The sequence below is a fragment of the Paenibacillus sabuli genome (assembly GCF_014705605.1).
Taxonomy (GTDB): domain Bacteria; phylum Bacillota; class Bacilli; order Paenibacillales; family Paenibacillaceae; genus Paenibacillus_D; species Paenibacillus_D sabuli.
Window position 1 is genome coordinate 48,520 of the sequence record NZ_JACXIZ010000011.1, and the last position, 24,580, is coordinate 73,099.

Below are 24,580 nucleotides of genomic sequence, written 5' to 3' on the forward strand. Positions count from 1 at the left end.
GCCCGTTTCGCAATGCAGGCAGCGGCCTCACGGCCCGCTTTTCATGAAAGGCGTCTCGCCTTGTTCGCATGCCTGCTCCGAAAAGGCCGTTCGCTATAGGCCCGCCCGGGCTCGCACCATTCCCGGCTCGCTAATTACGCAAGGTTCCCTATACCTACTCTTTTCTTCATCGCAACGAATGCAATAATACATTATCTTAGTCCTAATGGCGCGAATTGTCAACCCCTGATCCGTCCGCCAAATTCGCCAGCCCATAGCGGTCCAGCTGCTCCAGAAAGGCGCGCGATTTGAGCTGCAGGCCCAAATGCGCGTCGGTCAGCCGCCGCATCGCCTCGCGCAGCGCCCGCTTCGTATCTGGCGAGACCTGGACATTGCCGAGCCTGCGCATGTCCATGCCGCGAAACAGGCGCAGCAGCTTGAGCACGCTCTCGGGTACGGCCAGATGCTCCGGGTCGCCTTGGCGGCAGCGGCGGCATAGCACACCGCCCGAGCGCCAGCTCAGCACGAACGGTCCTTCTCCGCCGCCGCATGAGAGGCACTGCTCCAGTTCGGGCGCGTAACCCGCCAGCTCCAGCACCTTCATCTCGAACAGATGCGCCGTCACCTGAGGGTCCTTGCCCGCCTGGATGGCTTGCAGGCAGGCGTTCAGTTGGTTGAACATCGCCCCGCTCGCCTCATTGTCCTGCGTTGCGCGATCGGCCAGCTCCACGGCATACGAGGCGTACGCTGTCATATCGAGCTGTTCGCGCAGCCTTTGATTCGCCTCCAGCACCTCGCCATGATTCAGCGTCCCGAGGCCCTCGCCTTTGCGGTAGAACGAATAATCGCCATGCGTGAAGAGCTGGCCCAGCGAGCCGTGCCGGCTGCGCGGCTTTTTGGCGCCGCGAATCACGACGCCGATTTTGCCGTGCGTGTTGGTGAGCAGCGTCACGATCTTGTTGGCTTCGCCATAGTCGACGCTGCGGATCACGATGCCTTCTACGCGGTACTGCATGTTCATTCTCCGCCCTTTCTGCAGCGCCCGCCGCGGACTCCTTACTCCCGCTCGGCGGCAGCGTCCTCCTCGTCCGCTTCGCCCGGCTGCGCGTCGCCCGGCTCGGTCTCGCCGACCTCTTTGTACAGCAAAAACGATTCCACATCGCCACTGAGCGTAAAATAGGTCCATGAAAAATTCCGCATTCGAACACTCGTCCTTCCCCTGTGGATTCATATGCCCCAGTCGTTAGGATGCGATAATCGGATGCGGGTTATCCAGCCCGCCGCGCTACTCGTCGCGGAAGCCCAGATCCTTCAGGACGCGGTCATGATTGCGCCAATCCTTCTTCACTTTTACCCAAAGCTCGAGGAAAATGCGCGAGCCGAGCAGATGCTCGATATCGGTGCGCGCCATTCGCCCCACTTCTTTGAGCAGCGCGCCGCGTTTGCCGATGACGATGCCCTTCTGCGAGTCGCGCTCGACATAGATGACGGCGCCGATCTGCACGACGTCGTTGGCCCCCTTGCTCATGCTTTCGATTTCGACCGCAATCGAATGCGGGATTTCCTCGCGCGTCAGATGGAGAATTTTCTCCCGGATCAGCTCGGCGCAGACAAATTGCTCGGGATGATCGGTGATCTGATCATCCGGATAATATTGCGGGCCCTCCGGTAAATACGCGGTCAGTTCGTCAAGCAGCGTTTGCACGTTGTTGCCCTCGAGCGCCGAGACCGGAATGATTTGATCAAAATCGTGGAGCCCCTTGTATTGCGCAATGATCGGCAGCAGCTCCTCCGGATGCACCTTGTCGATTTTGTTCAGGACGAGCACGACCGGCGCCTCCGACTGCTTAAGCATATTGATAATGTAGCGGTCTCCGCCGCCCAGTCCCTCCGAGACGTCGACGAGCAGGAGGATCGCGTCGACCTCGCTGAGCGCGCTTTCCGCCGAGCGTATCATATGTTCCCCGAGCTTGGAGCTCGGCTTGTGGATGCCCGGCGTGTCCAGGAACACAATTTGCGCGCGCTCCGTCGTATAGACGCCGTGGATTTTGTTGCGCGTCGTCTGCGGCTTGTCGGACATGATCGCGATTTTTTGTCCGATGATGCGATTCACGAGCGTGGATTTGCCTACGTTCGGCCGACCGACGATCGCGACGAAGCCGGAATGGTAGCTCGCTTGCTTGCCGCTTGGATGGTTCGTGATGATGGTCCAGCTCCTTTCTTTATTGTGCCTTGTCCGGCGGTTCTTTCAAGGCAAACGCGCCCGGCAGCAGCTGAGCGCCCGTCTGTGCGCGCCACTGTCCCTGCAGGTTGCCCATCCAGACCGGCATATCCGGTCCGCACAGCTCCATGATGACTTGACGGCACACCCCGCAAGGGGAAATCGGACCCTCCGTATTGGCCACGACGGCCAGCGCGCGGAAGCTGCCAGGCCGCCTGCCGTCGGCAATCGCCCGAAACAGCGCGGTGCGCTCCGAGCAGTTGGTCGGACCGTAAGCCGCGTTCTCTACGTTGCAGCCCGCATGAATGATCCCATCCTCATCCAGCAGGGCTGCGCCTACGGCAAAGCCGGAATACGGGGCGTAAGCCCGCGCCCGAGCCTCGCGCGCCGCCTGCTGGAGACGCTCAAGCGCTTCGGGCTGCAATTCATACGGATCTTGCATGTCGACATCGCTCCTTTGCCGTTGCGGTCAATTGTTGAACTCCAGCCAGCCGAGCCGCTCTGCCAGCGGCGGCCCGAGCACCAGCAGCCCGATGACCGCCGCGCCCAGCGCCATGATCAACACCGCCGCTGCGGCCGTATCCTTGGCCGCCTTGGCCAGCGGATGCAGCTCCGGCGATGCGAGGTCAACGAGCCGCTCGATCGCAGTATTGGTCAGCTCCGCAGCGATGACGATGCAGCAGGCCCCGATCAGCAGCGCCCAGCTCTGCCGGGATACGCCCAGCACAGCCGCGGTTGTTAGTACCGCGGCGGCGGCCCCCAGATGAAAGCGCATATGACGCTGCGTGCGCACCGCATAAGCGAGGCCCGACACGGCATATTTGGCGCTGCTCAGGAAGCGGCGCATTACCGATGCAGACCCGCTTGCTGCAGCACCTGCTCCTGCTTGGCGGTCATTATCGCTTCGCTCTGCGTGTCCTGATGGTCGTATCCGAGCAGATGCAAAAAACCGTGCACGAACAAAAACCCAAGCTCGCGCTCGAAGGAGTGGCCGTATTCCTCGCTTTGGGCGCGGGTACGCTCCACGGAGATGATGATGTCGCCCAGCATGTCCGGCAACGGCAGCCCTTCTGCGAGCTCGTCCGCTTCGTAGACGATCTCCAGCTCGTCCGCCCCATGCTCCTGCATCGCGAACGACAGTACGTCCGTGGGACGGTCGATGCCGCGGTAGTCGCGGTTCAACTGATGGATCGACTCATCGTCCACCAGGGTGAGCGCGACCTCGCCCTCGTTCACCTGCTCCGCAGCAGCCGCCAGCTGCAGCAGCTCCCGAAGGCGCCCGATGATTGCTTCGTCGATCGGCTCGATCGTTTGTTCATTGCTCCATTCCAGTTTTATACTCATGCAGGACGCTCCTTTGTCGCGCTGGGCTTGACGTCTTCCGGGTATTCGATGCGGGAATGGAAGATGCCGATGACGCTTTCCTTTAGCGTCTCCGCAATTTTGTCCAGTTCCTTCATCGTCAGATCGCATTCGTTGAATTGATTGTCTTCCAGCCGGCCTTTGATAATTTTGTGAATCATCGACTCGACCTGCTCCACCGTCGGATTGCGCAGGCTGCGCACGGCCGCTTCGATACAGTCTGCGATGCCGACGATCGCCGCTTCCTTGGACTGCGCCTTCGGTCCCGGGTAGCGGAAGTCGTCCTCCGTGAAGTCGGGCTCTACGCCGTCCGCCTCGGCCAGCTTAAGCGCCTTGTGATAAAAATATTTGAGAAATGTCGTGCCGTGATGCTGCTCCGCGATATCGCGCAGCGGCTTCGGAATATTGTGGGACTTGAGCATCTCCACACCGTCGCGCGCATGCGCGATGATGATCGACTTGCTGAGCTCTGGCTCGATGGAATCGTGCGGATTCTCGATGTTGCTCTGATTCTCGATAAAATAGCTGGGCCGCTTCGTCTTGCCGATGTCATGATAGTAGGAGCCGACGCGGCATAGCAGCCCGTCTGCGCCGATCGCTTCCGCCGCCGCCTCCGACAGATTGCCGACCATCACGCTATGGTGATAGGTGCCCGGCGTCTCGGTGAGCAGCTTGCGCAGCAGCGGGTGATTCGGATTGGACAGCTCGACCAGCTTGAGCGCCGACAGGATACCGAATGTGACCTCGAAGAACGGCATCAACCCGATGACCAGCACCGCCGTCAGCAGGCCGCTGGCGAAGGCAAAGCCGATCGAATACAGCAGCTCCGTGCGATCGAACGGCTGGCCGATCATCAGCACCGCCAGCGCAGCCGCCGAGCCGAACAGGCTGATCATGATCCCCGCCTTCAGAATCGTCGAGCGCTGACTGGCCCGATGGATGGAGAAGATCGCGGCGAAGGACACGACAATGATGACGAATCCGAAGTGGAAATCGAAAATTTCGCCTTGATGCGTATTGAACAGAATGCTGCCGAGCATAGCGAATAAAATCGAACTGATCATTGCCAAATGAACGTCCAGCAGCAGCGTGATCAAAATCGTCCCCATCGCAGCCGGCGCCAACAGACCGATATAGGCATCCGTTTGCGTCTGGATCAGGCCGATAATTTGCATCAGACCGACGTTCAGCACAAAAATCAGCAGCAGCATCAGCAGCTGCGCATTGGTGTACTGTGTCCGCTTCGGATGATTGGAGACGCCGGCGGAATACAGCATGAACTGGTATACCACGAGCATGAACAGGCCCGAGAGCAGCAGCACGCCCAGCTGCGGCCAGTACGATTTTTTGCTGTCGAGCAGCCCCAGCGCCTGCAGCTTGTCGTAGGCGTCTTGCGTGATCCGCTCGCCCTCGCGGACGACGATGTCGCCCTCGCCGATGACGACCTTGGGCGTGTTTTCCTTCGCCAGCCTGCGCGCTTCCTCGGTCGCCTGGGTGTCGGCGAATTTGTTGGGCATGATCGCGTAGCGCGCCAGCTCCTGCACAATTTCCCGTTGCGTGCGGTCAGGCAGCGAGCTGGCATTGACCAGCTCCGCGACCTTGGTGCGCGCCGTCTCGGCTTCGCGCAATTGATCGTTCATCAGCTCGCGCACGATTTCGCGGGCCACGACCCGCATATCCTCGAGCTGATCCGAGTCCATGCGCGGCAGCTTATAGAAGGTCTCCTCAGGGATGGTATACTGCTGCTCCTTGACCGTCTCCGCCATTTCCTCGAGCAGCCCTTTGTTATAGGTGTCCTGTACGCGGTTGGCGCGCACGAAGTCGTCTACGAATTGGGTGTAGCGGCGCGGAATTTCGGTCCGATAGATATCGACCTTATTCTGCTGCGTGACCTGTGCGTCCTGATTGATCTGGTCCATTCTGGCGAAGATCTGATCGATCAGATTCTCGTTGCGCAGCGCCACAATGTTGTATACCGTCTCGACGCGTTCGGACGCTTCCTCCTGCGCCTGGATCGTCGCCTTCTCGTCCGCCCACTCCTTGGGCGCGCGAATATCGCGGTCGGCCGTGCCGCCGAGCTCGACATTATATGTCTTGGGTACGAGGTGAGGGGCCATGGAGAAGTAAAAAAGCAGCACGAACAGCAGCAGCAGCGCCAGTCGCACGCCCTTGCTTTGCTTCCAGTTCGTCAGCTTGAAAGGCCGGGGGCCCGTCTGCTTTTTTTCCTGGCGTTGCGTCATGCCAAGCTCCTCCTCTATCGTAGGTTGTTGAGGTCTTGCTCGTATGCCGTTATGATGCGCTGCACCAGCGAATGGCGCACGACATCGGATTCGTTGAATAGAATGAAACCGATTTCTTCAATGTCGCGCAAAATTCGCGATGCTTCATTCAGACCGGAGCTTTTGCCGCGCGGCAAATCGATCTGCGTCACGTCCCCGGTAATCACCATTTTCGAGCCGAAGCCAAGGCGCGTCAAGAACATTTTCATCTGCTCGGGCGTCGTGTTCTGCGCTTCGTCAAGGATAATGAACGAATCGTCGAGCGTGCGGCCCCGCATATAGGCGAGCGGCGCCACCTCAATCACGCCGCGCTCGAACGCTTTTGCGGACTGATCCGGGCCCATGATTTCATGAAGCGCGTCATAGAGCGGCCGCAGATACGGATCGACCTTTTCTTGCAGATCGCCCGGCAAAAATCCAAGATTTTCGCCGGCCTCGACAGCGGGACGCGTCAAAATAATACGCTTGACCTTGCCTTCCTTGAGCGCGGCGATGGCCAGCACGACGGCCAGATACGTTTTGCCCGTGCCGGCCGGGCCGATGCCGAAGACGACATCCTTTTTGCGAATCGTTTGTACATAGTGGCGCTGCCCGATCGTCTTGACGCGCACCGGCTTGCCCCGATACGTCGTTGTAATTTCCGCCTTGAACAGATCGAGCAATTGCTCGGCCTGCATCGTGCGGGCCAGCTCCCACGCATACAGGATGTCGCGTTCGGAGGGCAGGTAGCCGCCTCTCACCAGCTCCAGCAGCACGGTGAACAGCTGCTCCAGCGAATCGACCTCCGCCTCGGCTCCGGTGACGACAATCTCCGCGTCGCGCGAGCGTATGGACGCTTCGCACTGCTGCTCGACCAGCTTCAGATACCGGTCCTGCGGACCGAGCACGGCCAAGCCTTCTTCCGCGCTTTGCAGCGGGATTTTGACGGTTTTCGTATTTTCCTGCAACCAGCCTCATTCTCCTTGCATTTGGACTATTGGCATCTCTGTTACAATCGATTGTTCCACCTCAAAAAATACTTTCATATAAACTTTACCATTCTCCGTCTTTTCATGCAAAATGTTTTGCCCGACGACCTTGGTTTCGTTCCCGTTCTGGGCCAATATATCCGCCTTCGCCTGCAGCAAGCCGACAGCGCGTGCTTCCTCGGCGGTCAGCTGCCGCCGGTCCGTCCGAATTTCCAGCTGCCGCTCCTCCACCGTGCCCAGCCGCAGCCGGAAGCCTCTCCAGGCCATCTGGCTTCGCGACTCGACGGTCTCGTATTGGGCATACGGCGCCGCGCCGTAGCCGCTGATCTGCAGCGTGCGTTCCCCGATCAGCAAATGCCGCTTGAGACGCGAAGCGCCCGTGTAGACCTTGACCTCCTGCGTCAGCGGCACCTCGATGTCATATTCCTTCCACACGAGTCCTCTGACCTCTCCTTTGGCGACGACCGTGCGCGTATGCTCGCCTTCGCCGATCGTGCCGGAGATGAGAATATCCCCGCGTTTGACCTTGGTGTTGCGCTTCACGACGGGCCGCCCGTTCTCCGCCTCGATGGCCGTGACGACTGCGTCGGCGGCCGCCACCAGATGCCTCGGCGTATAGAGTGGCTGCTCCTCCGGCATCGTATTCTCGACCACCTCGATTCGGATCGTCGTGCCTTGCCGCTGCACCCCTACCCATGCGGCGCCGGGCAGGCGCCGCGCCAGGTTTTTGGACAGCACATCCGCCTCTTCCATACGCCACGTCCACTGGTGCTCATAGATTCCCTCTGCGCGCGCGGCAGCCAAGATGTCGTCCTCGGTCAGCTTGTCGTTGCCGGCGACCTCCACGCGCCACACGAGCGAGGAGAGCACGTACAACCCGCACATAAAGAGAAAAAGACCGGCCGCAAAAAATTTGCGCCGCTCCAATCGAACGAGCCAGAACGGAAGGCCCCGACGCGCCGCAACATGGACCCGGCAGCCTGTCCGCTTCAAAAGCGGCCGAAGCCGAAAAAAATCGCTCACGCTTATCTCGCAGACCATCTGCTCCGGGCTTGTCCGGCGAATGGCCCAGAGTCGAATGCCCGCCGAAGCCGCCTCGTTGATCAGCATCTCCTGCCGCCCGCCGCGAATCGTGACGGTCACCATTCCCTTGACCGTCTGCAGCCACGATGTATTCATCCCGCACGCCTCCTATTCTACCATATGAATCTTGGAGATGACCCCTTCAATGAACACTTCCTCCGTCCAGATCGCGCGAATGGCCAGATCGCTGCCGATGACCTCGAGCTCGCCTTTGCTGAGCGCGAGCCGCAGCCTGTCGGTCTCGAAATGGAGCACGCCGCGATGGTTCTCGATGTAGAGCTGACGGTCGCCGATCATCGTCAGACGAGGAAGGTCAAAAACGACATCCTGCGGCAACTCGAGCAGTTCGGCAGTCAATTTGCGTAGCTTGCGGCTGATTAGGCGCATGTCAGAAGAAGCCCCCTCCCCTGTATGTAAAAAGCTATGCGAAGGGACCTGGAAATATGATAAGGCCCGCACGAGCGGCTGCTGCAGCTGCAGCACCGTCATGCGGGCCTGAATCGGTAAGACATCCGGCTTGTAGGGCGAACCGGCTTGCGCCGCCCTTCGGCGGCAGAGCAAAGGCAAAAAACCGCTATTTGCGCATACGTCGGGCGCGAGGCGGCCCCAGAATCTCCGCCCATAGCACCGCGCTGCGCAGTTCCTCCGCGCCCGGCTCGTCCTGGCCGGGCCAGGCCAGACCGCCATCTCGATTCGTATCACGCGAGCGAGGAGGTTCGGCGCCAAGCGCTTCCGTGAAGATCGGATTATCCGTGTCGGCATCGCGCAGCCGCTCCCGGCTCTTCTCCGTCACGCGTCTCAGGCGCTCTGCTGCTTCCTCGCGGCGCCGCCGGACTTCGCGGACCTGTTGCGCCTCGCGCGGCTCCGGCGCGGGCGGCGGCGTATACTCGGGCCGTGCATCGTACGCCGGCTGCGGATCGTAAGTCGGCTGCGCTTCATACGCCGGAGGGGCCGGATACGGCTCCTCCTGCTCACGGCCGCTGTGCGGCCGTTCGACGCGTTGTGCCTGACGCGGCTGCGGCTGTCGTCCGTCGCCGCTGAAGTCCGGCATCCGGTTGTTCGGCCTGCCCTTTCCCTTGCTTTTGTTGAGCAAGGACAGGATGAAGCCGATGATGATGACGAAGATGAAAAAATTGTCAAAAATCAACCCAATCAAACGATCCATGCATTGCCCCCCTTACTCGCAGTCAGGGCTTTGACCGGAGACGGCCTCATTTGTCCGAGTTGCCCCGCGTTTCAGGCGGCTTGCCGATGGAGCCGCGCATCTGCGTATCGGATTCGATATTTTTCATGTTCAGGTAGTCCATTACGCCGAGTTGGCCTTTTTTGAGCGCTTCGGCCATCGCCAGCGGCACCTGGGATTCCGACTCGACCACGCGCGCGCGCATTTCGACGACCTTCGCCTTCATTTCCTGCTCCTGCGCAACGGCCATGGCGCGACGCTCCTCGGCCTTCGCCTGGGCGATCTGCTTGTCGGCGTCGGCTTGTTCGGTTTGCAGGTTGGCGCCGATATTTTTGCCTACGTCGACATCGGCGATATCGATGGAGAGAATTTCAAATGCCGTACCGGCGTCCAGCCCTTTGTCCAGCACCGTGCGCGAGATCAGATCCGGATTCTCGAGCACGACCTTGTGCGATTCGGCAGAGCCGTTCGTACTGACGATGCCTTCGCCGACACGGGCCAGAATCGTTTCTTCGCCGGCCCCGCCGACGAGGCGATCGATATTGGCGCGCACGGTGACGCGCGCTCTGACCTTGACCTCGATGCCGTCCTTGGCGACGGCGGAGACGAACGGCGTCTCGATGACCTTCGGATTGACGCTCATCTGCACAGCCTGCAGCACGTCGCGTCCGGCGAGGTCAATCGCCGCGGCGCGTTCGAATTCCAGATTGATGTTGGCGCGCTGCGCCGCGATGAGCGCGTTCACGACGCGGTCGACGTTGCCGCCCGCCAGGTAATGGCTCTCCAGTTGGTTAATTGACAAGCCGAGTCCGGCCTTGGTGGCCTTGATCATCGGATTGACGATACGCGACGGCACGACCCTTCTGAGTCGCATGGCGACGAGCGTGATGATGCCAATGCGTACGCCCGAGGAAATAGCAGCGATCCAGAGCATGAACGGAAAGAAATTGAAAAATACGACCAACAGGACAAATGCGACGACACCGATAATTAAATACGTGATAATCGGATCCATAGGCTAGTGCAATCCCTCCATCTTTTGGTATGTGAAATGGTTAACCGTTTATTCCTCGATCGAAGCAGGCGGACCGGCAGCCGCGCGCACGACGACGCGCGAGCCCTCTACGAACAGGACCTGAATCGCCTGGCCGCGATCGATGTATTCCCCGGAGGTGACGACATCGACCCGCGCATCGCCGATGTCGGCGGTGCCCGACGGCCGCAGCGGGGTCAAGGCAGTCCCCTTGAGCCCGATCAGGAGCTGCTTCGATTCGTTGGAATTGTAGCCGCGGTCGGCGGTCATCCGATCACTTAGAATGAATCGGTTCCAGATGCCGCGCTTTTTGAAAATGACGGCGACGATGACCACAATGACAATCGCGATCAAAAAGGCTTGCCCTAACGACACCAGTGTCTCCCCCTTGTCGAATGCCGCCGTCATGATTCCGAATATGAGCGCTGACGTTCCCACCAGGCCCAAGATGCCGAAACTGGGAACAAACACCTCGGCAATCAGCAAGCCGATGCCGACGACAAACAGCACCACCGATTCCATTCCGGCAAAGCCGGCCACGTAATGACCGAAAAAATAAAGCCCGAAAGCAGCAGCGCCGAGAATTCCCGGGACGCCAAAACCCGGCACGAACAGCTCGATGGCGACGCCCGCAAGTCCGACGATGAACAGCAGCGTCTTGATCAGCGGCGAGGTAATCCAGCTCGCCAGCCGCTCGGCAAAGGTCGGCTCGAATTCAACCAGAGCGCGGCCGTCCAGACCCAGCCACTGCACCGCTTCCTCGACCGAGCCGGCGATATGCTCGGCATAGCCTACCTCGAGGGCCTCCTCCGCGGACAGCGTCAATATCGTGCCGCGCGGGTATTTGTCCGCCAGCGGACCGCCCTCGAGCGTGGCGGACGGGTCGACCATTTTGACGGCGTATGACGGATCACGGCCGCTTTGCTCCGCTGCCGTCTGCATCTCCTTGACCCAGTACGAGACCGTCTTCGGATTGTCGATCAGCGTGCCGGTGCCGTCCACCACGGCCGCGGCGCCCATCGTACTGCCCGGCTGCATAATAATTTGGTCGGCGTTCAAGGCGATGAACGCGCCGGCCGAGATCGCCTTGGCGTCCACGAATGCCGTCGTGGGCACGGAGCTGTTCTGGATGCGCTCGCCAATGTTCTCCGCGCTGATGACCGCGCCGCCGAGCGTATTGATCTCCAGCACGACCATCTCCGCCTGCGCTTCCTCCGCTTCGCGGTAAGCCCGGTCCAGAAAAGCTTCAAGACCGGATTCAATCGTCTGCTTGACCGGTACGACGTAGACGGCGGGACCGGTGCGGGCCGGACGGGCTCCATCCTCCTGCGCCGCAGCGTAGATCAGGCTCGGCAGCAGCGACAGGAGCAGCAGCGCCAGCAGGCTGACTGCCGCGGCTTTGCGTAGGAAAGGCATCTTTTCATCCCCTCCTTTTCGTTATGTATTCCCTAATACGTATGAAATCACCGGTCCGTTGCAAAATGTTTCACAATGCGTCATACCGGCATGGAAGCGCTGCAGCTGTAAATGGTAAAGAACGCTCCCGTTTGGGCGGGAGCGCTCGTTTTATCTATTCTAGCAATTGCTGAACAATGCGATTTACTAGTTTACCGTCTGCACGCCCTCTTACCTTCGGCATCAAGGCGCCCATCACTTTACCCATCTCGGCTTTGGAAGAAGCACCGGATTCCTGGATGGTCTGCTGCACAATCACTTTGATCTCTTCTTCGGTCAGCTGCTCGGGCAGGTATTCACTAATAATATCTATTTCAGCTGCGGTCGTTTCCGCGAGGTCTTCGCGGCCCGCTTTTTTAAATTCTTGGAGGGAATCTTTACGCTGTTTGATCTCACGACCGACAATGGCAAGCACTTCCTCGTCATTCAGCTCGCGCTTCAGATCAATCTCCTGATTCTTGATGTTGGCGCGTACCATGCGAATGGTAGCAAGTTTGAATTTGTCTTTGTCTTTCATCGCTTGCTTCATATCGTCGTTCAATCGTTCGCTCAAATTCATGTGGGAAGGCTCCTCCTAAAACTTTCTTTTGCGCGCAGCCTCGGACTTTTTCTTGCGCTTGACGCTTGGCTTCTCGTAGTGCTTGCGCTTTTTAACCTCAGCGAGCACGCCATCCTTTGCAATGGAACGCTTGAAACGGCGTAATGCAGCGTCGATCGTCTCGTTTTTGCGAATTTTCGTTTCAGCCACCAGTTTTCCCTCCCTCCAAAACAGACCGTCCAGAAGTAATACACGGTATATCACATTTCATTATAAAGGAACGGGAAACGCAGTGTCAACTTCTAGCTTTGGGCAATTGGACCTGCGATGCGAGCAGCGGTCCCAGCTTTTGGCCCCCGAGCAGGTGCACGTGAAGATGATAGACGACTTGGCCGCCATCGGCGTTGCAATTGTTGATCAGCCGATATCCGTCTTCGGCGATCCCCAGCTCGCGGGCGATTTCGCGGGCGGCGGCGTAAATGCGGCCGACCAGAATCGCGTCCTCCTCGGCGACGTCGTTGATCGTGGCAATATGTTTTTTGGGGATGATGAGCACATGCACCGGAGCTGCCGGCTCGATGTCATGAAAGGCCATCACATCCTCGTTTTCGTACACTTTTTTACTCGGTATCGTTCCCTCGACAATTTTGCAAAACAGACAATCCATGCCTTTTCCCGCCTCTCGTAGTGTATGTATGGCGAATGCGCGCCGCATCCGCCAGCCTCAGCTTGCTCTCATCATAGCAGAAAGCGTGAACTCGTCCAACCGAAAAAGCAGGAGACGCGGCCGGTCGGCCACACCTCCTCTCGCGACTCAATAATAGGGCAGCAGCGTCAGGCCGAGCAGCACGGCCAGCGGCAGCACCTGACGCGCAAAGCGTCTGCGCGGGTAATAGGGATACGGATACAGCGGCGGTGTCGCGAACGGCGTCCCCGGATACGGATAAGGGAAAAAATTGCGCACGCCCCACTGCCCGCCGCCGTCTCCGACCGGCACGGCCAGGCAGACCACTTCGTCGTCGATATGCTCGACGATGCCGTCGCAGCAATAGCCGTCTTTTGTCTGAGCCAGCACATAGCGGTGCATATGATTGGCACACCATTGCTTCATTTGCGCAGTATCCATCTGAGCGGTTTCCATTCTCGCATCTCTCCTTCGGCGCTTCTGTGCCCAGTATATTCAGTCATGGGCGCGCCGTGCATCGAATGCGAAATTGACAGCCGTCCCGGAGGCGAGGACACCTATGGATCGGCGGAAGAAGCGAACGGGGTCGGTCAATGGCTGCTCAGGCGCTGGGCCGCGCCTTCAAGCAGCAGCTGTTCAGGCCCGTTCATAATCGCCAGCAGGGCGTGCGCCGTCTCCGTCCAAGGCCCGCCGTGCGCCGTCTGCAGCGCAAGCTGATCGGTCGTGCGTTCGATCTCGAGGCGCCCCAGTTCCGTATCCAGATCGGCGTAGATTTCCTCCAGCATCGTCACGTAGCCCTGCTCCGTCTCGCCGAGCGACTCAGCCGTATTGCCGACCGCGCGGAGCGACAGCTCGACCTCTTCGACGAACCGGGAAGCAGGCCGCGCCGGCGCAGGGGCTCGCGGAGCGACCGCCTGACCGGCCGAGGCGAAATCGGCAAGCGCCTTCGCGTCGTCCAAGGCGTAGCCGAGCTCCGACTTGGCGGCGATGCGGCTGTTCGCGTCGTCGCTGGCCGCCAGCGCGGCCAGCGCGGCGCGCATCGCTTCCACGTGCTGCTTGCTGTTCCGCGCGTCTTCCAGAATCCGCGTCCCGGTGGCGATCCGGGTCTGCTGCGCTTGCTGCAGCTGGATGCTATACAGATAGACATTCCCGATCGCGCTCAGCACGAGCAGGACCAGGACGATCGGCGTGAACCAGGATCGTCTGGGGGCTGGGGACTCCTTCATGCATGCTCACTCCCGTATGAATAATTAGCAGAGACGCACTGTGTGCGCGCCATCGAAAAAAAACACGTGGCATTCGTCGATGCGTCGACCGAGAATGCCGGCCGCCGCCTCCGCGTACAGCTCCAGCTGGAACCGATGACGCTCGGCGGCGCGCGTCCAATCGCGATCCGGGACGCGGTCGGTCTTGTAATCGAGCAGCACGAGCGTGCCGTCCGCTTCCTCGAACAGGCAGTCGACAACCCCCTGGATCATGACCGGCTCGGCGCCGATCTGAGCCTCAGCCGCCGCCCGATGCACGCGCGCGGCAGGCAGCAGGCAGCTGAACGGCACCTCGCGGCGCACGCGCGGCGCACGCTGCAGTCGGCCGCCGAGCGGCGTCTGAAAAAAAGCCTCCACCGCGGCCGCATCGACCGCTTCGGCCTGCGCCGCAGTCAGCAGCTGGCGCTCGCGCATGCGCTCGACCGTTCGGCGCAGCACAGCAGCATCGACCACGGCTGCGCCGAGCGGCACATGCTGCATGACGAGATGGCTCACGGTGCCCCGCTCGGCCGCGGTCAGCGCCGCCTCCTCCATGAAGCGCGGCCGGCGCAGGCGCAGCTGCGACGAGGAAGGCGCGGCAGCGGATCGCGGCGGACGCCTGACGTCCTCCAGCTGCGCCGCATCCTCCAGCTCTTGCTCGCTGTAGAGGCGCTTCAGCTCCGTCGCCGACGTCTTGGCCGGGATCTCGGTCGCGGCAGCGTGCGGATACGCCCAGCCGAGCCGCGCGACAACCTCGCGCGTATGCGCGGAGGCCGCCAGATCCGGAATGCGATGCAGCGCGCTCACCGCCTCCAGCCGCTGCTCGCGCACCGCCTCCTCCAGCGGATCTGGCGCAGCCGCGACGGCGGCCTCTGCGGCGTACCACGACGCTTGCGCGATGCCGAGCCGCCACTGCGCAGCCGAAGCCGCGTCGTCCTCCGCGGGCGTCGGCTGCGCGGCAGCGCCGCCGCGCAGCGCCACCGGCAGCAGCCAGTCCAGGTATGTACGGGCCTGTGAGAGCGTATAGTCCGACGGCTCTGTCTCTGCCTCCGCGCGCTTGTTCTCCAGCAGCTTGGCCGCATCGGCCGCCGTGCCGACGAGCACGAGCTTCTCCTTCGCCCGCGTCAACGCGACATACAAGACCCGCATCTCCTCGGCCAGCTGCTCCGTCTTCATCGCGCGCCGGATCGCCAGCTGCGGCAGCGTCGGGTAGGCGATCCGCAGCTGCAGGTCGACCTGTCGGGGGCCATAGCCGAGCTGCTTGTGCATCAGGAAGGCGCCGTTGACGTCCTGCATATTGAACCGCTTGCCCAGTCCGGCGACGAACACCACGGGATATTCCAGCCCCTTGCTCTTGTGGATCGAGAGGATGCGCACGACATCCTCCTGCTCGCCGAGCGCGCGCGCCGTCCCGAGGTCGCTGCCGTTCTCGCGCATCCGGTCAATGAAGCGCAAGAAGCGGAACAGACCGCGGAAGGAGGTCGCTTCGTACTGTCTGGCGCGATCGTGCAGCGCGCGCAGATTGGCCTGACGCTGCAGGCCGCCCGGCAAGCCGCCGACCAGATCGTAGTAGCCGCTCTCGTGGTAGATCGCCCATAGCAGCTCGGAGAGCGCGCCCTGACGCGCTTCGGCGCGCCAGCGCGCGAGCTGCCGCAGGAAGCGCCGCACCTTGTCCGTCAGCGCCTGCGGCAGCCCGGCGTCGTCCGCCGCCGCCGCGACGGCCTCGTAGTACGAAGCCCCGGGCGGCGCGTGGACCCGGAGCAACGCGAGCTCATCCGCGCCCAGCCCGAAGAGCGGCGAGCGCAGCGTGCCGGCCAGCGGGATGTCCTGGTGCGGATTGTCGATCACCCGCAGCAGCGCGATCATGATCTCGACCTCCGTCGCGTCGAAGTAGCCCGTATTCAGCTCGGCATAGGCCGGGATGCCCGCGGCCTGGAGCTCCTCGATGAGCAACGGCGCCCACTGCTGCGTGGCGCGCAGCAGGATGACGATGTCGCGCCATTGCAGCGGCCGCTCGCCGCCGCGCCGCCCGTCATAGACGCGCATGCGCTCGCGCTCGGCCCCGTCGCCGCGCATCGCGCGGATGCGGGCGGCGATGAAGCGCGCCTCGAGCTGCGCCGCCTGCAGATCGCCGGCATCGCCGGACGGCTGGCCCTCACCGTCCTCGCCTGGCTCCGCGTCCGATCGCTCCTCCGGCTCCGCTGCCGGCGCATCGGCCCGGTCGAGCAGCGTCAGCTCCACCGCCAGACGCGGATCGGCCGCCCCGTCCGCGCGGGCGGGATACGCGGCGCCGTGAATCAATTCCGCGCTGCGGTCGTAATCCAGCTCCGCCACGCGCTCTCGCATAATGAGGCGGAAGACGTCGTTGACGCCGTCAACCACCTCGCGCCGACTGCGAAAGTTGCGCGCCAGATCGATGCGTTGCCCGTCGCTGTCGGCAGCGCCGTAGCGCTTGTACTTGTCCAGGAATAGCCCCGGCTCGGCCAATCGAAAGCGATAGATGCTCTGCTTGACGTCGCCAACCATGAAGCGGTTGCCATTGCCCGGCCGGGCAATCAGCTCGACAAGCGCCTCCTGCACCATATTGGTATCCTGATACTCGTCGAGCAGCACCTCGTCGAACTGCTCCCGGTAATCCAGCGCCGCGGACGACGGGACCGTGCGGCCTGGCTCCGAGTCCGCACCGCGCAGGATGCGCAGACAATAATGTTCCAGATCACCGAAATCGAGCAGGCCCTTGGCCCGCTTCTCGCGCTCGTACGCCTCGCCGAACGCAATCGTCAGCTCCGAGAGCTCCTCCATCAGCGGTGCGTTGTCGCGCAGCTCCGCCAAAAACTCGGCTGGACTGCGGCCAAGCAATTCGTCCTGCAGCTGCGCCACGACCGTACGCGCATTGTCGCGCAGCCTCTTCGTCCGCTCCTGCAACGCCTGGTCGGCCTCGCCCGCGCGCACCGCCTTGAGCCGCCCGAAGGCCACCTCGGCGAACGCCGCCTGCCACGTCGTCCAGGGCGCATCCGCCATCCGCAGCGCCAACTTCCGCACCGCAGCAAGTTCGGCCTCCAGCGTCGGCGCGTACGCGTCCGGACCGCCCGGCTGCCGCGTCAGCTCGAGCGCCTGCTCCAGTTGGGTCTGCGCTGCCGCCAGCGCGCCCTGCGCGTCGCCGGCGAGCCGCCGCACCCAATGCGTGTCGCCCAGCTCGATCTCGTCCGCCACATGGAACGTCGCCGCCGCCGCGCGCAGCCAGTGCTCCGGCCACGGATGGCTGCGCGAAAAATCGTACAGCCGCTGAACGAGCCGCTGCAGCGGCTCGTCGTCCTTCTCTCCGCCGAAGCGCTCCGCCAGTTCGGCGAAGCCCGGATGCGCCTCCAGCTCGGCGTATCGCGCCTCGAACAGCTGCTCGAGCACATCGAGCCGCAGCAGCTCCGCCTCCGTCTCGTTGGCGATGCGAAAGCCCGGATCGAGCCCGATCAGCGGATAATAGCGGCGAATCACTTCGACGCAGAAGGAATGCAGCGTCGTAATCGAAGCGCGCGTCATGAGCGCGAGCTGCCGCCGCAAATGCTCGCTGTCCGGATCGGCGGCAAGCTCCTTCTCCAGCGCGATGCGGATGCGTTCCTTCATTTCGGCCGCGGCCGCCTTGGTGAAGGTGGCGACGAGCAGCCGGTCGACATCGGCGCCGCTCGTAATTTTGCGTATGATGCGCTCCACCAGCACGGCGGTTTTGCCGGAGCCCGCCGCGGCGGCGACGAGGATGTCGCGGCCGCCGGCGACGATCGCCTCCCATTGCTGCTCCGTCCAGGTGCTGCCCGCCGGACGCGCCGGTTGATTCGCCTGCTTATTCGGCTGCATCGTCATCTGCCGCCCCTCCTTCCTCGGCCTGCCGCGTCAGACCGCGCCACACCTCGTCCTTGGTGGATTTGCCCAGCTTGACGTAGCCGTTGCCCTCGATCATCGGATCGAACTGGCAGACCGGCTTGTACGCGCAATGCGTGCAAGGCGTCTTGCCCCCCATCCGATACGGCTCGATGGCGATCTCGCCGCCGGTGATGCGCCTGCCGATGCGGCGGATCGTGCTGCGCACCGAGCGCCGCAGCACGTCCCACTCCTCCTTGCGGGCGACGGAGGAGGCGCTGTAGAAGCTGCCGTCCTTCTTGATCGCCACCGGCAGCAGATCGGAGTGCCCGGATTCGAGGCTGCCGTCCATCAGCCGCACGGCCTGCTCGTCCGCCAGCAGCAGCCCTTTCGGCTTGAAGCGCTTCAGCCGCTGGCGATGCGCCTCGGCGCCGTCGATGGCCCGGGTGGCGGCGAGCAGCGGGTTGTGCACGTGGAAGTAGAGCACGCCCGCCGGCGCTGCCGGCTGGCCCAGCCATTTGGGCGCATGGGTCAGCAGCACGTCCAGATAGGTCAGCATTTGCAGCGACAGCCCGTGCATGACCGCCTCCAGCTGCAGCGAGGTCGCCGACGACTTGTAGTCGAGCACGCGCAGCAGCAGACCTTCGTCGGTCTGCGCCGCGTCGACGCGATCGATCCGGCCGACGATCTCCAGCTCCCGGCTCCCGGCGAGCGGCAGCACGAGCGGCGGCAGCGCGCCGTCTCCGCCGAAGCCGACCTCTACGCCGACCGGCCGGAACGTCGCCCGCCGCGCATGCTCGCCGAGCATCAGCGCCGCCTGCGCGACGATCTCGCGCAGCTTGGACGCCATATAGCGGAAGCGGCCGCTGCTCAGCAGGATCTGCGATTGCAGCCGCGGCGCCAGCGCGTCGACGACCGCGGCGGCGCGCCGCCGCAGCTCCGGCTCCGGCAGCGTCCCCCAGGCGTCGCCCAGCTCGGCGGTCAGCCGGCTGAGCGCCGCGTGGAACAGCTGGCCGATGTCCGGCGCGCCCAGCTGATGCCGCTCGCGCTCGCGCAGCCGCAGGCCGTGGCTGGCGAAGTGCTGGAACGGGCAGGACACGAAGCGCTCCATGCGCGATACGCTCGTGCGCAGACGCTCGCCGTACAGCTGATCCGCCAGCGGACCGGGCAGCGGCGGCGCCGCATTGGCGAAGCGCTGGGAGAGAGCCAGCAAGGCCAGCCGGTCGCGCCACTGCGGCTCGCCGGCGAACCAATTGTAGACCTCCCACCAGAGCGGAGCGAGGTTCGCGCCCTGCCGCCACGCGCTCAGCTGGCCGAAGAGATGCGACAGCGTCCGTCCGGGATGGCCGATATACGCCTCTTGCTCCGCCTCGTCCGCGCCGGGTCTGGGCTGCGCCTCTGCGACCCGCTCCGGCACACCCGGCAGCAGCTGACGCAGCTGGCGCAGCACCTCCGACGGCCGCAGGCTTTTGCCCTCGTCGTCGGCGAGCGGATAGCTGATCCACAGATGGCTGCGCGGCACGGTCAGCGCCGTATAGATCAGGAAGCGCTCGTCCAGCAGACGACGCCGGATGCCGGGGGCCATGACGAGCCCGTCCGCCGCCAGCCGCTGACGCTCCTGCTCCGTCAGGATGCCATCCTCCTCCATGCGCAGCGGCAGCACGCCGTCGCCCGCACCGAGCAGGTAGCACACCTCGACCGCCTCGGCGCGCGTCCGCTCCATGCTGCCGACCAGCACCTGATCGAGCGCAGGCGGCACCGTCGCCAGCTTCAGCCCGTCCAGGCCCGCCTCCACGATGCCTGCGAACAGCTCCGGGGAGAGCGGCTGCGTCCCCATCATCTCCGCCAGTTGGTCGAGCGTGCCCATCACGCCCTCCCACAGCTGCACATGCTCGCGCGCGCGCCGCAGCTCGCCGCCCGCCGAAGCCTCCGCGCTCCACTGCTCCAGCCGGTCGGCGGCGCCGACATGCTCGAGCAGCCGGTAGAGCGCCCTGCACATGGCCTCGGCATCCGCCGCGCCGCGCAGCGCCCGCTCGAAGCGGCGCAGCGGCGCTACGACCGCCTCCCGCGCATCCAGGATGCGCGCGTGCGCGGCCAGCTCCGCCCGGCCCGGCTCCGCCGGCAGCTCGTCCTCGAGCGAGGCGCGCTGCAGCGGTCGCCAGCGCTTGGCGTCGAGCCAGCGGCGGCGCCCGTCGATGCCCGCGGCCAACACGTAATTCTCCAGCCGGTCGAGGTCCTCGCGGCTCAGCTCGCCGTCCAGCGGCAGCAGCAGCTCGCTCTTGATGCAGCGGAAGACGGCATCGTAGCGCCAGCCCTGCGTGACCGTCTCCAGCGCGGAACGGATGAATTCGAGCAGCGGATGCTGCCGCATCGGGCGCTTGTGATCGAGGAAGTAGGGAATGTCGTAATCGCCGAGCACCTGCTCCAGCAGATCGTTGTAATCCCCGCCGGTGCGCACCAGGAGCGCCATGTCGCGCCAGCGCAAGCCCTGCTCGCGCACGCGGCGCAGCATGTCGCGCGCCGCCGCCTCCACCTCGGCGCGGCGATGGACCGCGCCGTGCACCGACACGCCGCAGCGCGGATCGGCCGGATCGCCATGCGTCTCTCCGGCATAGGCCTGCGCCCCCGGCCGCTCGTAGCTGCGCTCGATATGCGCCAGCATCGGACTCGCGGCGAAGCGCGGCGGCGAAGCGTCCAGCCTGACGACCGGCTCCAGCTCGACACCGGACGTCTCGGCGAGCGCGCGCAGCGCGATGTAGGTCTCGGCCGTCTTGTGGAACAGATCGAGCTCGTGCGGCCGCGCATCTCCGTCATATGGCCGGTCCAGGCAGAGCGTCACCGTGACCCGCCCCACGGTGCGCAGCAGCGCCCCGAGGGCGAGGTATTCGTGCGGCGTGAAGCCGTGGAAGCCGTCGATCCACAGCTCGGCCTCGCGCAGCGCCGACGTCTGCTCGCAGCCGGCGGCAAGCCGGTGCAGGTAGTCCTCGGCCTCGAGGTAATGCCCGTCCAGCTCGCGCTCCAGCGCCGCGCCGATGAGCTGCAGATCGTGCAGCTTGCGACCGAGCATGCCGCTGCCGCCGGCATGCGCCTCGGCGTACTCGCGTACTGCCGGCGCCTCGATACCGTAGCGCTTCCACTCGGTCATCAGCTCGCTCAGCCGCTCGATGAAGCCATGGCCCTGCGCTGCGCCGCGCAGCAGCTGCAGCTCGTCCTCCAGCCGCTGCACAATCTTGTACAGCAGCATCTGCTTGCCCGTCTCGCCGATTGGCGTCAGGGCTGCGCCGCCGGTCTCCTGCATGACGCGATACGCCAGGCGCCGAAAGCTCAGCACCTGAGCGCGCATCGTGCCGGTCAGTCCGGCCTGGCGCAGCAGCGCATATTCCGTCTGGAAGGTCGCCTGCTCCGGCACGAGCAGCAGGAGCGGACTGCCCTGCGCCGACGCGTGCAGCCGCTCGCGGATCTCGCCCAGACACCGAGTCGTCTTGCCCGCCCCGGCCCTGCCCAATACAAATCGAAGCATGCCTGTCCCCCCCTTGAAACACTTGATTAAGCCCGGCTGCGCACCTCAAAAATGGCAAACTTTAAATAATTCCCTTCGCTCGCCGCGAGCAGACGGGGATGGTCCTTGCCCGCGCCCTGCCAGTGCACCATACGCAACAGCTTGCCCGCATCGCGCGCCGCCTCCTGCACCGTCTCCAAAAACAGCTCCGGCTTCATCGGATACGAGCAGCTCGCAGTGACGAGATAGCCGCCTTCGTTGACCAGCTTCATGCCCTGAAGATTGATGTCCTTGTAGCCGCGCCGCGCGCCTGCCAGCGCGCCCTTGCTCTTGGCAAAGGCCGGCGGGTCGAGAATGACGACGTCCCACGTACGGCCCGCCGCCGCGAGCGGCTTGGACGTATCGGCCTTGTCCGCCGCGCCCGGGGCGCGCCGTCTGCGCTCCTCCAGCCCCTTCACTTGCTCGCGCAAATAGGCGAAGGCGTCGGCCTGGACGAAATCGATGCGATCCGCAAACCCGTTGGCCCGGGCGTTGCGGGCGGCCGTCTCGAGCGCGTGCGCCGATACGTCGAGACAGGTCACCCGCTTGGCGCCGTAGCGGCAAGCATGCATCGTGAAGCTGCCGGTATGGGCAAAACACTCCAGCACCGTCGCGCCGTCCCAATAGGGAAAGGTCACTTCCTTGCCGCTGCGGTTGACCGGTACGAGCGCCGAGGACGCAGGCTCCCGCTCCTCGCTCGCTTGCGCATCCGCCTCGGATCCCGGACGCGGGGCCAGGCGAATGCCGCTGCGCGCGCCCCAGCCGAGCATCAGCGGCGCGATCGCCGCCCGATTGTCGCGCTGATCGTAAAAATAGCCGGTCTTCTGTCCGCTCTCGATGTCGACCTCCATCGTCAGGCCGTTCTCGATAATCGTCACTTCGCGCGGCGCTTCACCGTAGAGCGGCCCGGTGCGCGCCTCCAGCCCCTCCAGCGCCCGCACGGGGAGGTCGCTGCGCTCGTAGATCGCCTCCGGCCGGAACACCTCGATCAGCGCCTCGACGATTGCTGCCCGGCGCTGATCCATGCCCAGCGTGACGATCTGCACGACGAGCACGCCGCCGTACCGATCCACCGTCAGGCCGGGCAGGTCGTCCGCCTCGCCATAGACGAGCCTGCAGTCGGATACGCCCGGCAGGAAGCGGGCCCGGTGCTCCCGGCAGCGCACCAGCCGCTCCTCGAAGAACGCCCGATCCATCGCCTCCAGCGGCGTGTACGCGACGATGCGCACCTGAATCTGCGAAGCCGGGTTCCAATACCCTGTCGCCAGATAGCGCGCCCGGTGGTCGTACACATCGACCAGATCGCCGGGCTCCGCCGCCCCCTCCATTCGCTCCGTCTCGTTCTCATAAATCCAGGGATGTCCCTGCTCCAGCCGCGGCGCGCGGCCGCGCTTCAAAATGACGCTAGCACGTTCGTTCATTGTCCGTTCCTTTCCCGGTTCGCACCCGGCGGCGCGGATCGTCATGCCTGTCCGCTGCGCCGCATAGATATCGTAGAAGTGTAATGGTGAAGGGGGAAGCGAAATGCTGGCCATGCTGCTGCCGACATTGCTCGGCTTCGCCGTGTTCATGCTGGGCATGAAAATTATGGAGCTGGCGCTGTATCGCTGGGCCGGTCCCTCGCTGTCGGTAGCGATCCGCAGCGGCACCGCCACGCCGCTGCGCGGCATGCTCGTCTCGGCGGGCGCGACCGCGGTGCTGCAGAGCAGCACCGCGGTGACGGTCATCGCCATCGGACTCGTCAACGCCCGCCTGCTGAGCTATCGCCGCACGCTCGGCATCATCCTCGGCACCAACATCGGCTCCTGCGTCACGACCGAGCTGATCGGCCTGCGCCTCGATCGGCTGGCGCCGCCGCTGCTCGCCTGCTCGCTCGCCGCCTGGCTACTCACCGCGCTGCTGGACGAATACGGCCTCCATCCGGCGGCGCGCGCGCCTGCCTGGCTGCGCCCCATGCGTTACGGCGCAGTCGCCTGCGCCGGCTTCGCGCTGCTCGTCCAGGGGATCGGCATCATGCAGTCGATCGCGCCGCATCTGGAGACGAGCCCGCTGCTCGGCGCTCTGCTCAGCCGGGCGAGTGAGCGCGCGCTCGTCGGCCTGGCGCTCGGCGCCGTACTGGCCGCCCTGCTGCACAGCAGCGCCGCCGCCATCGGACTGGTCATGGGACTTGTGCTGCACGGCACGATGCCGCCCGAGGCCGGAATCGCATTTGTGCTCGGCGCCAATGTCGGCACCTGCGCGACCGCACTGCTCGCCTCGCTCGGCGGCAGCGCCTCCGGGCGTTTCGTCGCCTGGACCCACACCCTGCTCAATGTCGGCGGCGCTGCGCTGTGCCTGCCCTTTTTGGGGGCGCTGCAGACCGTGTCCGCCGCGCTCGCCCACGATCCCGCGAGCCAGATCGCCCATGCCCAGACGATCTTCAACGTCGCCAGCTCGCTGCTTGCCCTGCCGCTCTGTTACTTGCCCGCCTTGCGCAGCCGCGCGGCCGCAGACTGACGCTTGCGGAGGAGCTCCGCGCGCCGCAAGCCGCCGATGCGATTCCTGCTAGCGACGGATGCCGAGCAACCGCAAGGCGCCCGCGACGATGCGATTGTTGTTGCTGTAGCCGGACTTGCGTTGGCGCCGCCATGCCTCCTGCGGCTCGAACCATTCGACGCCGCGGATCTCCTCCACCTGCGCCTGCAGTCGTCCGCCGGTGGCCTCGACCAGGAAATAGTGCACTTCCTTGTCGACCATGCCCTTCGTTTCATGCTTGTAGGTATATTTGATCAAGTCGATTTTGGCCACGATCCGGCCGGTGAGACCGGTCTCCTCGCGAATTTCGCGCAAGGCGGTCTGCTCGACCGTTTCGCCCGGCTCCCTCTTGCCCTTGGGCAGCGACGTTTTTCCATAGCGGTCCTGGATAAGCTGAATTTGCAGGCGATCGCCGTCGAGCCGCTGGAAGACGACGCCGCCCGCAGATATTTCTTTCATCTCTAATCGCCCCCGTTTCGCATCGCCGATAAGCGGCAAGGATTCCGCCCGGACGGCTGCATGCCGGACGGACGAAATCCCTGCTTTTGTGGTCCCGCTATGTCCTGCTCCTACGCAGGGTAGAGCCGCTATGAAGCGATCAAATCGTGCAGCAGCCTGCATGCTGGCCAAGTCCGCCTGGCGTCGC

At 63.8% G+C, this 24,580-nt stretch carries 23 protein-coding genes; 1 reads left to right on the top strand and 22 read right to left on the bottom strand.

Annotated features, from left to right (window positions below):
* Positions 1-202 precede the first annotated feature (202 nt).
* From recO to IDH44_RS04615, 21 genes are all read right to left on the bottom strand, one after another.
* On the bottom strand, positions 203-994 hold the full coding sequence (gene recO, locus IDH44_RS04515; protein ID WP_190915131.1) for a DNA repair protein RecO: 792 nt from the start codon (positions 992-994) through the stop codon (positions 203-205).
* A gap of 41 nt (positions 995-1,035) precedes the next feature.
* On the bottom strand, positions 1,036-1,179 hold the full coding sequence (locus IDH44_RS04520) for a YqzL family protein (RefSeq protein WP_190915133.1): 144 nt from the start codon (positions 1,177-1,179) through the stop codon (positions 1,036-1,038).
* A gap of 85 nt (positions 1,180-1,264) precedes the next feature.
* Positions 1,265-2,182, bottom strand: a complete 918-nt coding sequence (gene era / locus IDH44_RS04525; RefSeq protein WP_397326746.1) for a GTPase Era — start codon at positions 2,180-2,182, stop codon at positions 1,265-1,267.
* A 19-nt stretch (positions 2,183-2,201) separates the two neighbouring features.
* Entirely contained in the window at positions 2,202-2,642 is a 441-nt protein-coding gene (locus IDH44_RS04530; protein WP_190915135.1) for a cytidine deaminase, read from the bottom strand.
* A 27-nt stretch (positions 2,643-2,669) separates the two neighbouring features.
* Entirely contained in the window at positions 2,670-3,047 is a 378-nt protein-coding gene (locus tag IDH44_RS04535; RefSeq protein ID WP_190915137.1) for a diacylglycerol kinase family protein, read from the bottom strand.
* The gene (ybeY, locus tag IDH44_RS04540) at positions 3,047-3,544 is read right to left on the bottom strand and encodes an rRNA maturation RNase YbeY (RefSeq protein WP_190915139.1); all 498 of its coding nucleotides are present in this window, start codon (positions 3,542-3,544) and stop codon (positions 3,047-3,049) included. Before ybeY ends, IDH44_RS04535 begins: the two co-directional genes overlap by 1 nt.
* Positions 3,541-5,802, bottom strand: coding sequence for an HD family phosphohydrolase (locus IDH44_RS04545; RefSeq protein ID WP_190915141.1), 2,262 nt, complete (start codon positions 5,800-5,802; stop codon positions 3,541-3,543). Before IDH44_RS04545 ends, ybeY begins: the two co-directional genes overlap by 4 nt.
* 14 nt (positions 5,803-5,816) lie before the next feature.
* Positions 5,817-6,788 carry a PhoH family protein gene (locus IDH44_RS04550; RefSeq protein ID WP_190915143.1) on the bottom strand — a complete coding sequence of 324 codons (972 nt, stop codon included), beginning with the start codon at positions 6,786-6,788 and terminating at the stop codon, positions 5,817-5,819.
* 6 nt (positions 6,789-6,794) lie between these two features.
* Positions 6,795-7,988, bottom strand: coding sequence for a sporulation protein YqfD (yqfD, locus tag IDH44_RS04555; RefSeq protein ID WP_190915145.1), 1,194 nt, complete (start codon positions 7,986-7,988; stop codon positions 6,795-6,797).
* Positions 7,989-8,000: 12 nt separating this feature from the next.
* Entirely contained in the window at positions 8,001-8,279 is a 279-nt protein-coding gene (yqfC, locus tag IDH44_RS04560) for a sporulation protein YqfC (protein WP_190915148.1), read from the bottom strand.
* 187 nt (positions 8,280-8,466) lie between these two features.
* A complete protein-coding gene (locus tag IDH44_RS04565; RefSeq protein WP_190915150.1) occupies positions 8,467-9,057 on the bottom strand; it encodes a hypothetical protein in 591 nt (196 codons plus the stop codon).
* A 46-nt stretch (positions 9,058-9,103) separates the two neighbouring features.
* Complete coding sequence (floA, locus tag IDH44_RS04570; protein ID WP_190915152.1) at positions 9,104-10,090, bottom strand: flotillin-like protein FloA; 987 nt, start codon at positions 10,088-10,090, stop codon at positions 9,104-9,106.
* A 48-nt stretch (positions 10,091-10,138) separates the two neighbouring features.
* Positions 10,139-11,524, bottom strand: a complete 1,386-nt coding sequence (locus IDH44_RS04575; RefSeq protein WP_190915154.1) for an NfeD family protein — start codon at positions 11,522-11,524, stop codon at positions 10,139-10,141.
* 154 nt (positions 11,525-11,678) lie between these two features.
* Entirely contained in the window at positions 11,679-12,122 is a 444-nt protein-coding gene (locus IDH44_RS04580) for a GatB/YqeY domain-containing protein (RefSeq protein WP_190915156.1), read from the bottom strand.
* A gap of 15 nt (positions 12,123-12,137) precedes the next feature.
* The gene (rpsU, locus tag IDH44_RS04585; RefSeq protein WP_190915158.1) at positions 12,138-12,311 is read right to left on the bottom strand and encodes a 30S ribosomal protein S21; all 174 of its coding nucleotides are present in this window, start codon (positions 12,309-12,311) and stop codon (positions 12,138-12,140) included.
* Between the two features lie 85 nt (positions 12,312-12,396).
* Positions 12,397-12,768: a histidine triad nucleotide-binding protein gene (locus IDH44_RS04590; protein WP_190915160.1), complete on the bottom strand. Its 372-nt coding sequence runs from the start codon at positions 12,766-12,768 to the stop codon at positions 12,397-12,399.
* Between the two features lie 147 nt (positions 12,769-12,915).
* Positions 12,916-13,242 carry a hypothetical protein gene (locus tag IDH44_RS04595; RefSeq protein WP_223869372.1) on the bottom strand — a complete coding sequence of 109 codons (327 nt, stop codon included), beginning with the start codon at positions 13,240-13,242 and terminating at the stop codon, positions 12,916-12,918.
* Between the two features lie 134 nt (positions 13,243-13,376).
* Complete coding sequence (locus tag IDH44_RS04600; protein WP_190915162.1) at positions 13,377-14,012, bottom strand: hypothetical protein; 636 nt, start codon at positions 14,010-14,012, stop codon at positions 13,377-13,379.
* 24 nt (positions 14,013-14,036) lie between these two features.
* The gene (gene addA, locus IDH44_RS04605) at positions 14,037-17,885 is read right to left on the bottom strand and encodes a helicase-exonuclease AddAB subunit AddA (RefSeq protein WP_317890109.1); all 3,849 of its coding nucleotides are present in this window, start codon (positions 17,883-17,885) and stop codon (positions 14,037-14,039) included.
* Positions 17,866-21,402: a helicase-exonuclease AddAB subunit AddB gene (gene addB / locus IDH44_RS04610; protein ID WP_190915164.1), complete on the bottom strand. Its 3,537-nt coding sequence runs from the start codon at positions 21,400-21,402 to the stop codon at positions 17,866-17,868. The genes addA and addB overlap by 20 nt, the downstream gene beginning before the upstream one ends.
* A gap of 26 nt (positions 21,403-21,428) precedes the next feature.
* On the bottom strand, positions 21,429-22,841 hold the full coding sequence (locus IDH44_RS04615) for a class I SAM-dependent rRNA methyltransferase (protein ID WP_190915165.1): 1,413 nt from the start codon (positions 22,839-22,841) through the stop codon (positions 21,429-21,431).
* A 103-nt stretch (positions 22,842-22,944) separates the two neighbouring features.
* Here IDH44_RS04615 and IDH44_RS04620 point away from each other — a divergent pair, with 103 nt between their 5' ends.
* Entirely contained in the window at positions 22,945-23,916 is a 972-nt protein-coding gene (locus IDH44_RS04620) for a Na/Pi cotransporter family protein (protein WP_190915167.1), read from the top strand.
* 48 nt (positions 23,917-23,964) lie between these two features.
* On the opposite strand, the gene IDH44_RS04625 is transcribed toward IDH44_RS04620, so the two are convergent.
* Positions 23,965-24,393: an NUDIX hydrolase gene (locus IDH44_RS04625; protein WP_190915169.1), complete on the bottom strand. Its 429-nt coding sequence runs from the start codon at positions 24,391-24,393 to the stop codon at positions 23,965-23,967.
* Positions 24,394-24,580: the final 187 nt, after the last annotated feature.

Coding starts and splice junctions, on each gene's coding strand:
- IDH44_RS04590 (WP_190915160.1), bottom strand. CDS start 12,768: ATGGATTGTCTGTTTTGCAAAATTGTCGAGGGAACGATACCGAGTAAA.
- yqfD (WP_190915145.1), bottom strand. CDS start 7,988: ATGAATACATCGTGGCTGCAGACGGTCAAGGGAATGGTGACCGTCACG.
- IDH44_RS04625 (WP_190915169.1), bottom strand. CDS start 24,393: ATGAAAGAAATATCTGCGGGCGGCGTCGTCTTCCAGCGGCTCGACGGC.
- IDH44_RS04520 (WP_190915133.1), bottom strand. CDS start 1,179: ATGCGGAATTTTTCATGGACCTATTTTACGCTCAGTGGCGATGTGGAA.
- IDH44_RS04595 (WP_223869372.1), bottom strand. CDS start 13,242: ATGGAAACCGCTCAGATGGATACTGCGCAAATGAAGCAATGGTGTGCC.
- floA (WP_190915152.1), bottom strand. CDS start 10,090: ATGGATCCGATTATCACGTATTTAATTATCGGTGTCGTCGCATTTGTC.
- IDH44_RS04565 (WP_190915150.1), bottom strand. CDS start 9,057: ATGGATCGTTTGATTGGGTTGATTTTTGACAATTTTTTCATCTTCGTC.
- addB (WP_190915164.1), bottom strand. CDS start 21,402: ATGCTTCGATTTGTATTGGGCAGGGCCGGGGCGGGCAAGACGACTCGG.
- IDH44_RS04535 (WP_190915137.1), bottom strand. CDS start 3,047: ATGCGCCGCTTCCTGAGCAGCGCCAAATATGCCGTGTCGGGCCTCGCT.
- IDH44_RS04545 (WP_190915141.1), bottom strand. CDS start 5,802: ATGACGCAACGCCAGGAAAAAAAGCAGACGGGCCCCCGGCCTTTCAAG.
- IDH44_RS04580 (WP_190915156.1), bottom strand. CDS start 12,122: ATGAATTTGAGCGAACGATTGAACGACGATATGAAGCAAGCGATGAAA.
- addA (WP_317890109.1), bottom strand. CDS start 17,885: ATGACGATGCAGCCGAATAAGCAGGCGAATCAACCGGCGCGTCCGGCG.
- IDH44_RS04575 (WP_190915154.1), bottom strand. CDS start 11,524: ATGCCTTTCCTACGCAAAGCCGCGGCAGTCAGCCTGCTGGCGCTGCTG.
- ybeY (WP_190915139.1), bottom strand. CDS start 3,544: ATGAGTATAAAACTGGAATGGAGCAATGAACAAACGATCGAGCCGATC.
- yqfC (WP_190915148.1), bottom strand. CDS start 8,279: ATGCGCCTAATCAGCCGCAAGCTACGCAAATTGACTGCCGAACTGCTC.
- IDH44_RS04615 (WP_190915165.1), bottom strand. CDS start 22,841: ATGAACGAACGTGCTAGCGTCATTTTGAAGCGCGGCCGCGCGCCGCGG.
- recO (WP_190915131.1), bottom strand. CDS start 994: ATGCAGTACCGCGTAGAAGGCATCGTGATCCGCAGCGTCGACTATGGC.
- IDH44_RS04620 (WP_190915167.1), top strand. CDS start 22,945: ATGCTGGCCATGCTGCTGCCGACATTGCTCGGCTTCGCCGTGTTCATG.
- IDH44_RS04530 (WP_190915135.1), bottom strand. CDS start 2,642: ATGCAAGATCCGTATGAATTGCAGCCCGAAGCGCTTGAGCGTCTCCAG.
- IDH44_RS04600 (WP_190915162.1), bottom strand. CDS start 14,012: ATGAAGGAGTCCCCAGCCCCCAGACGATCCTGGTTCACGCCGATCGTC.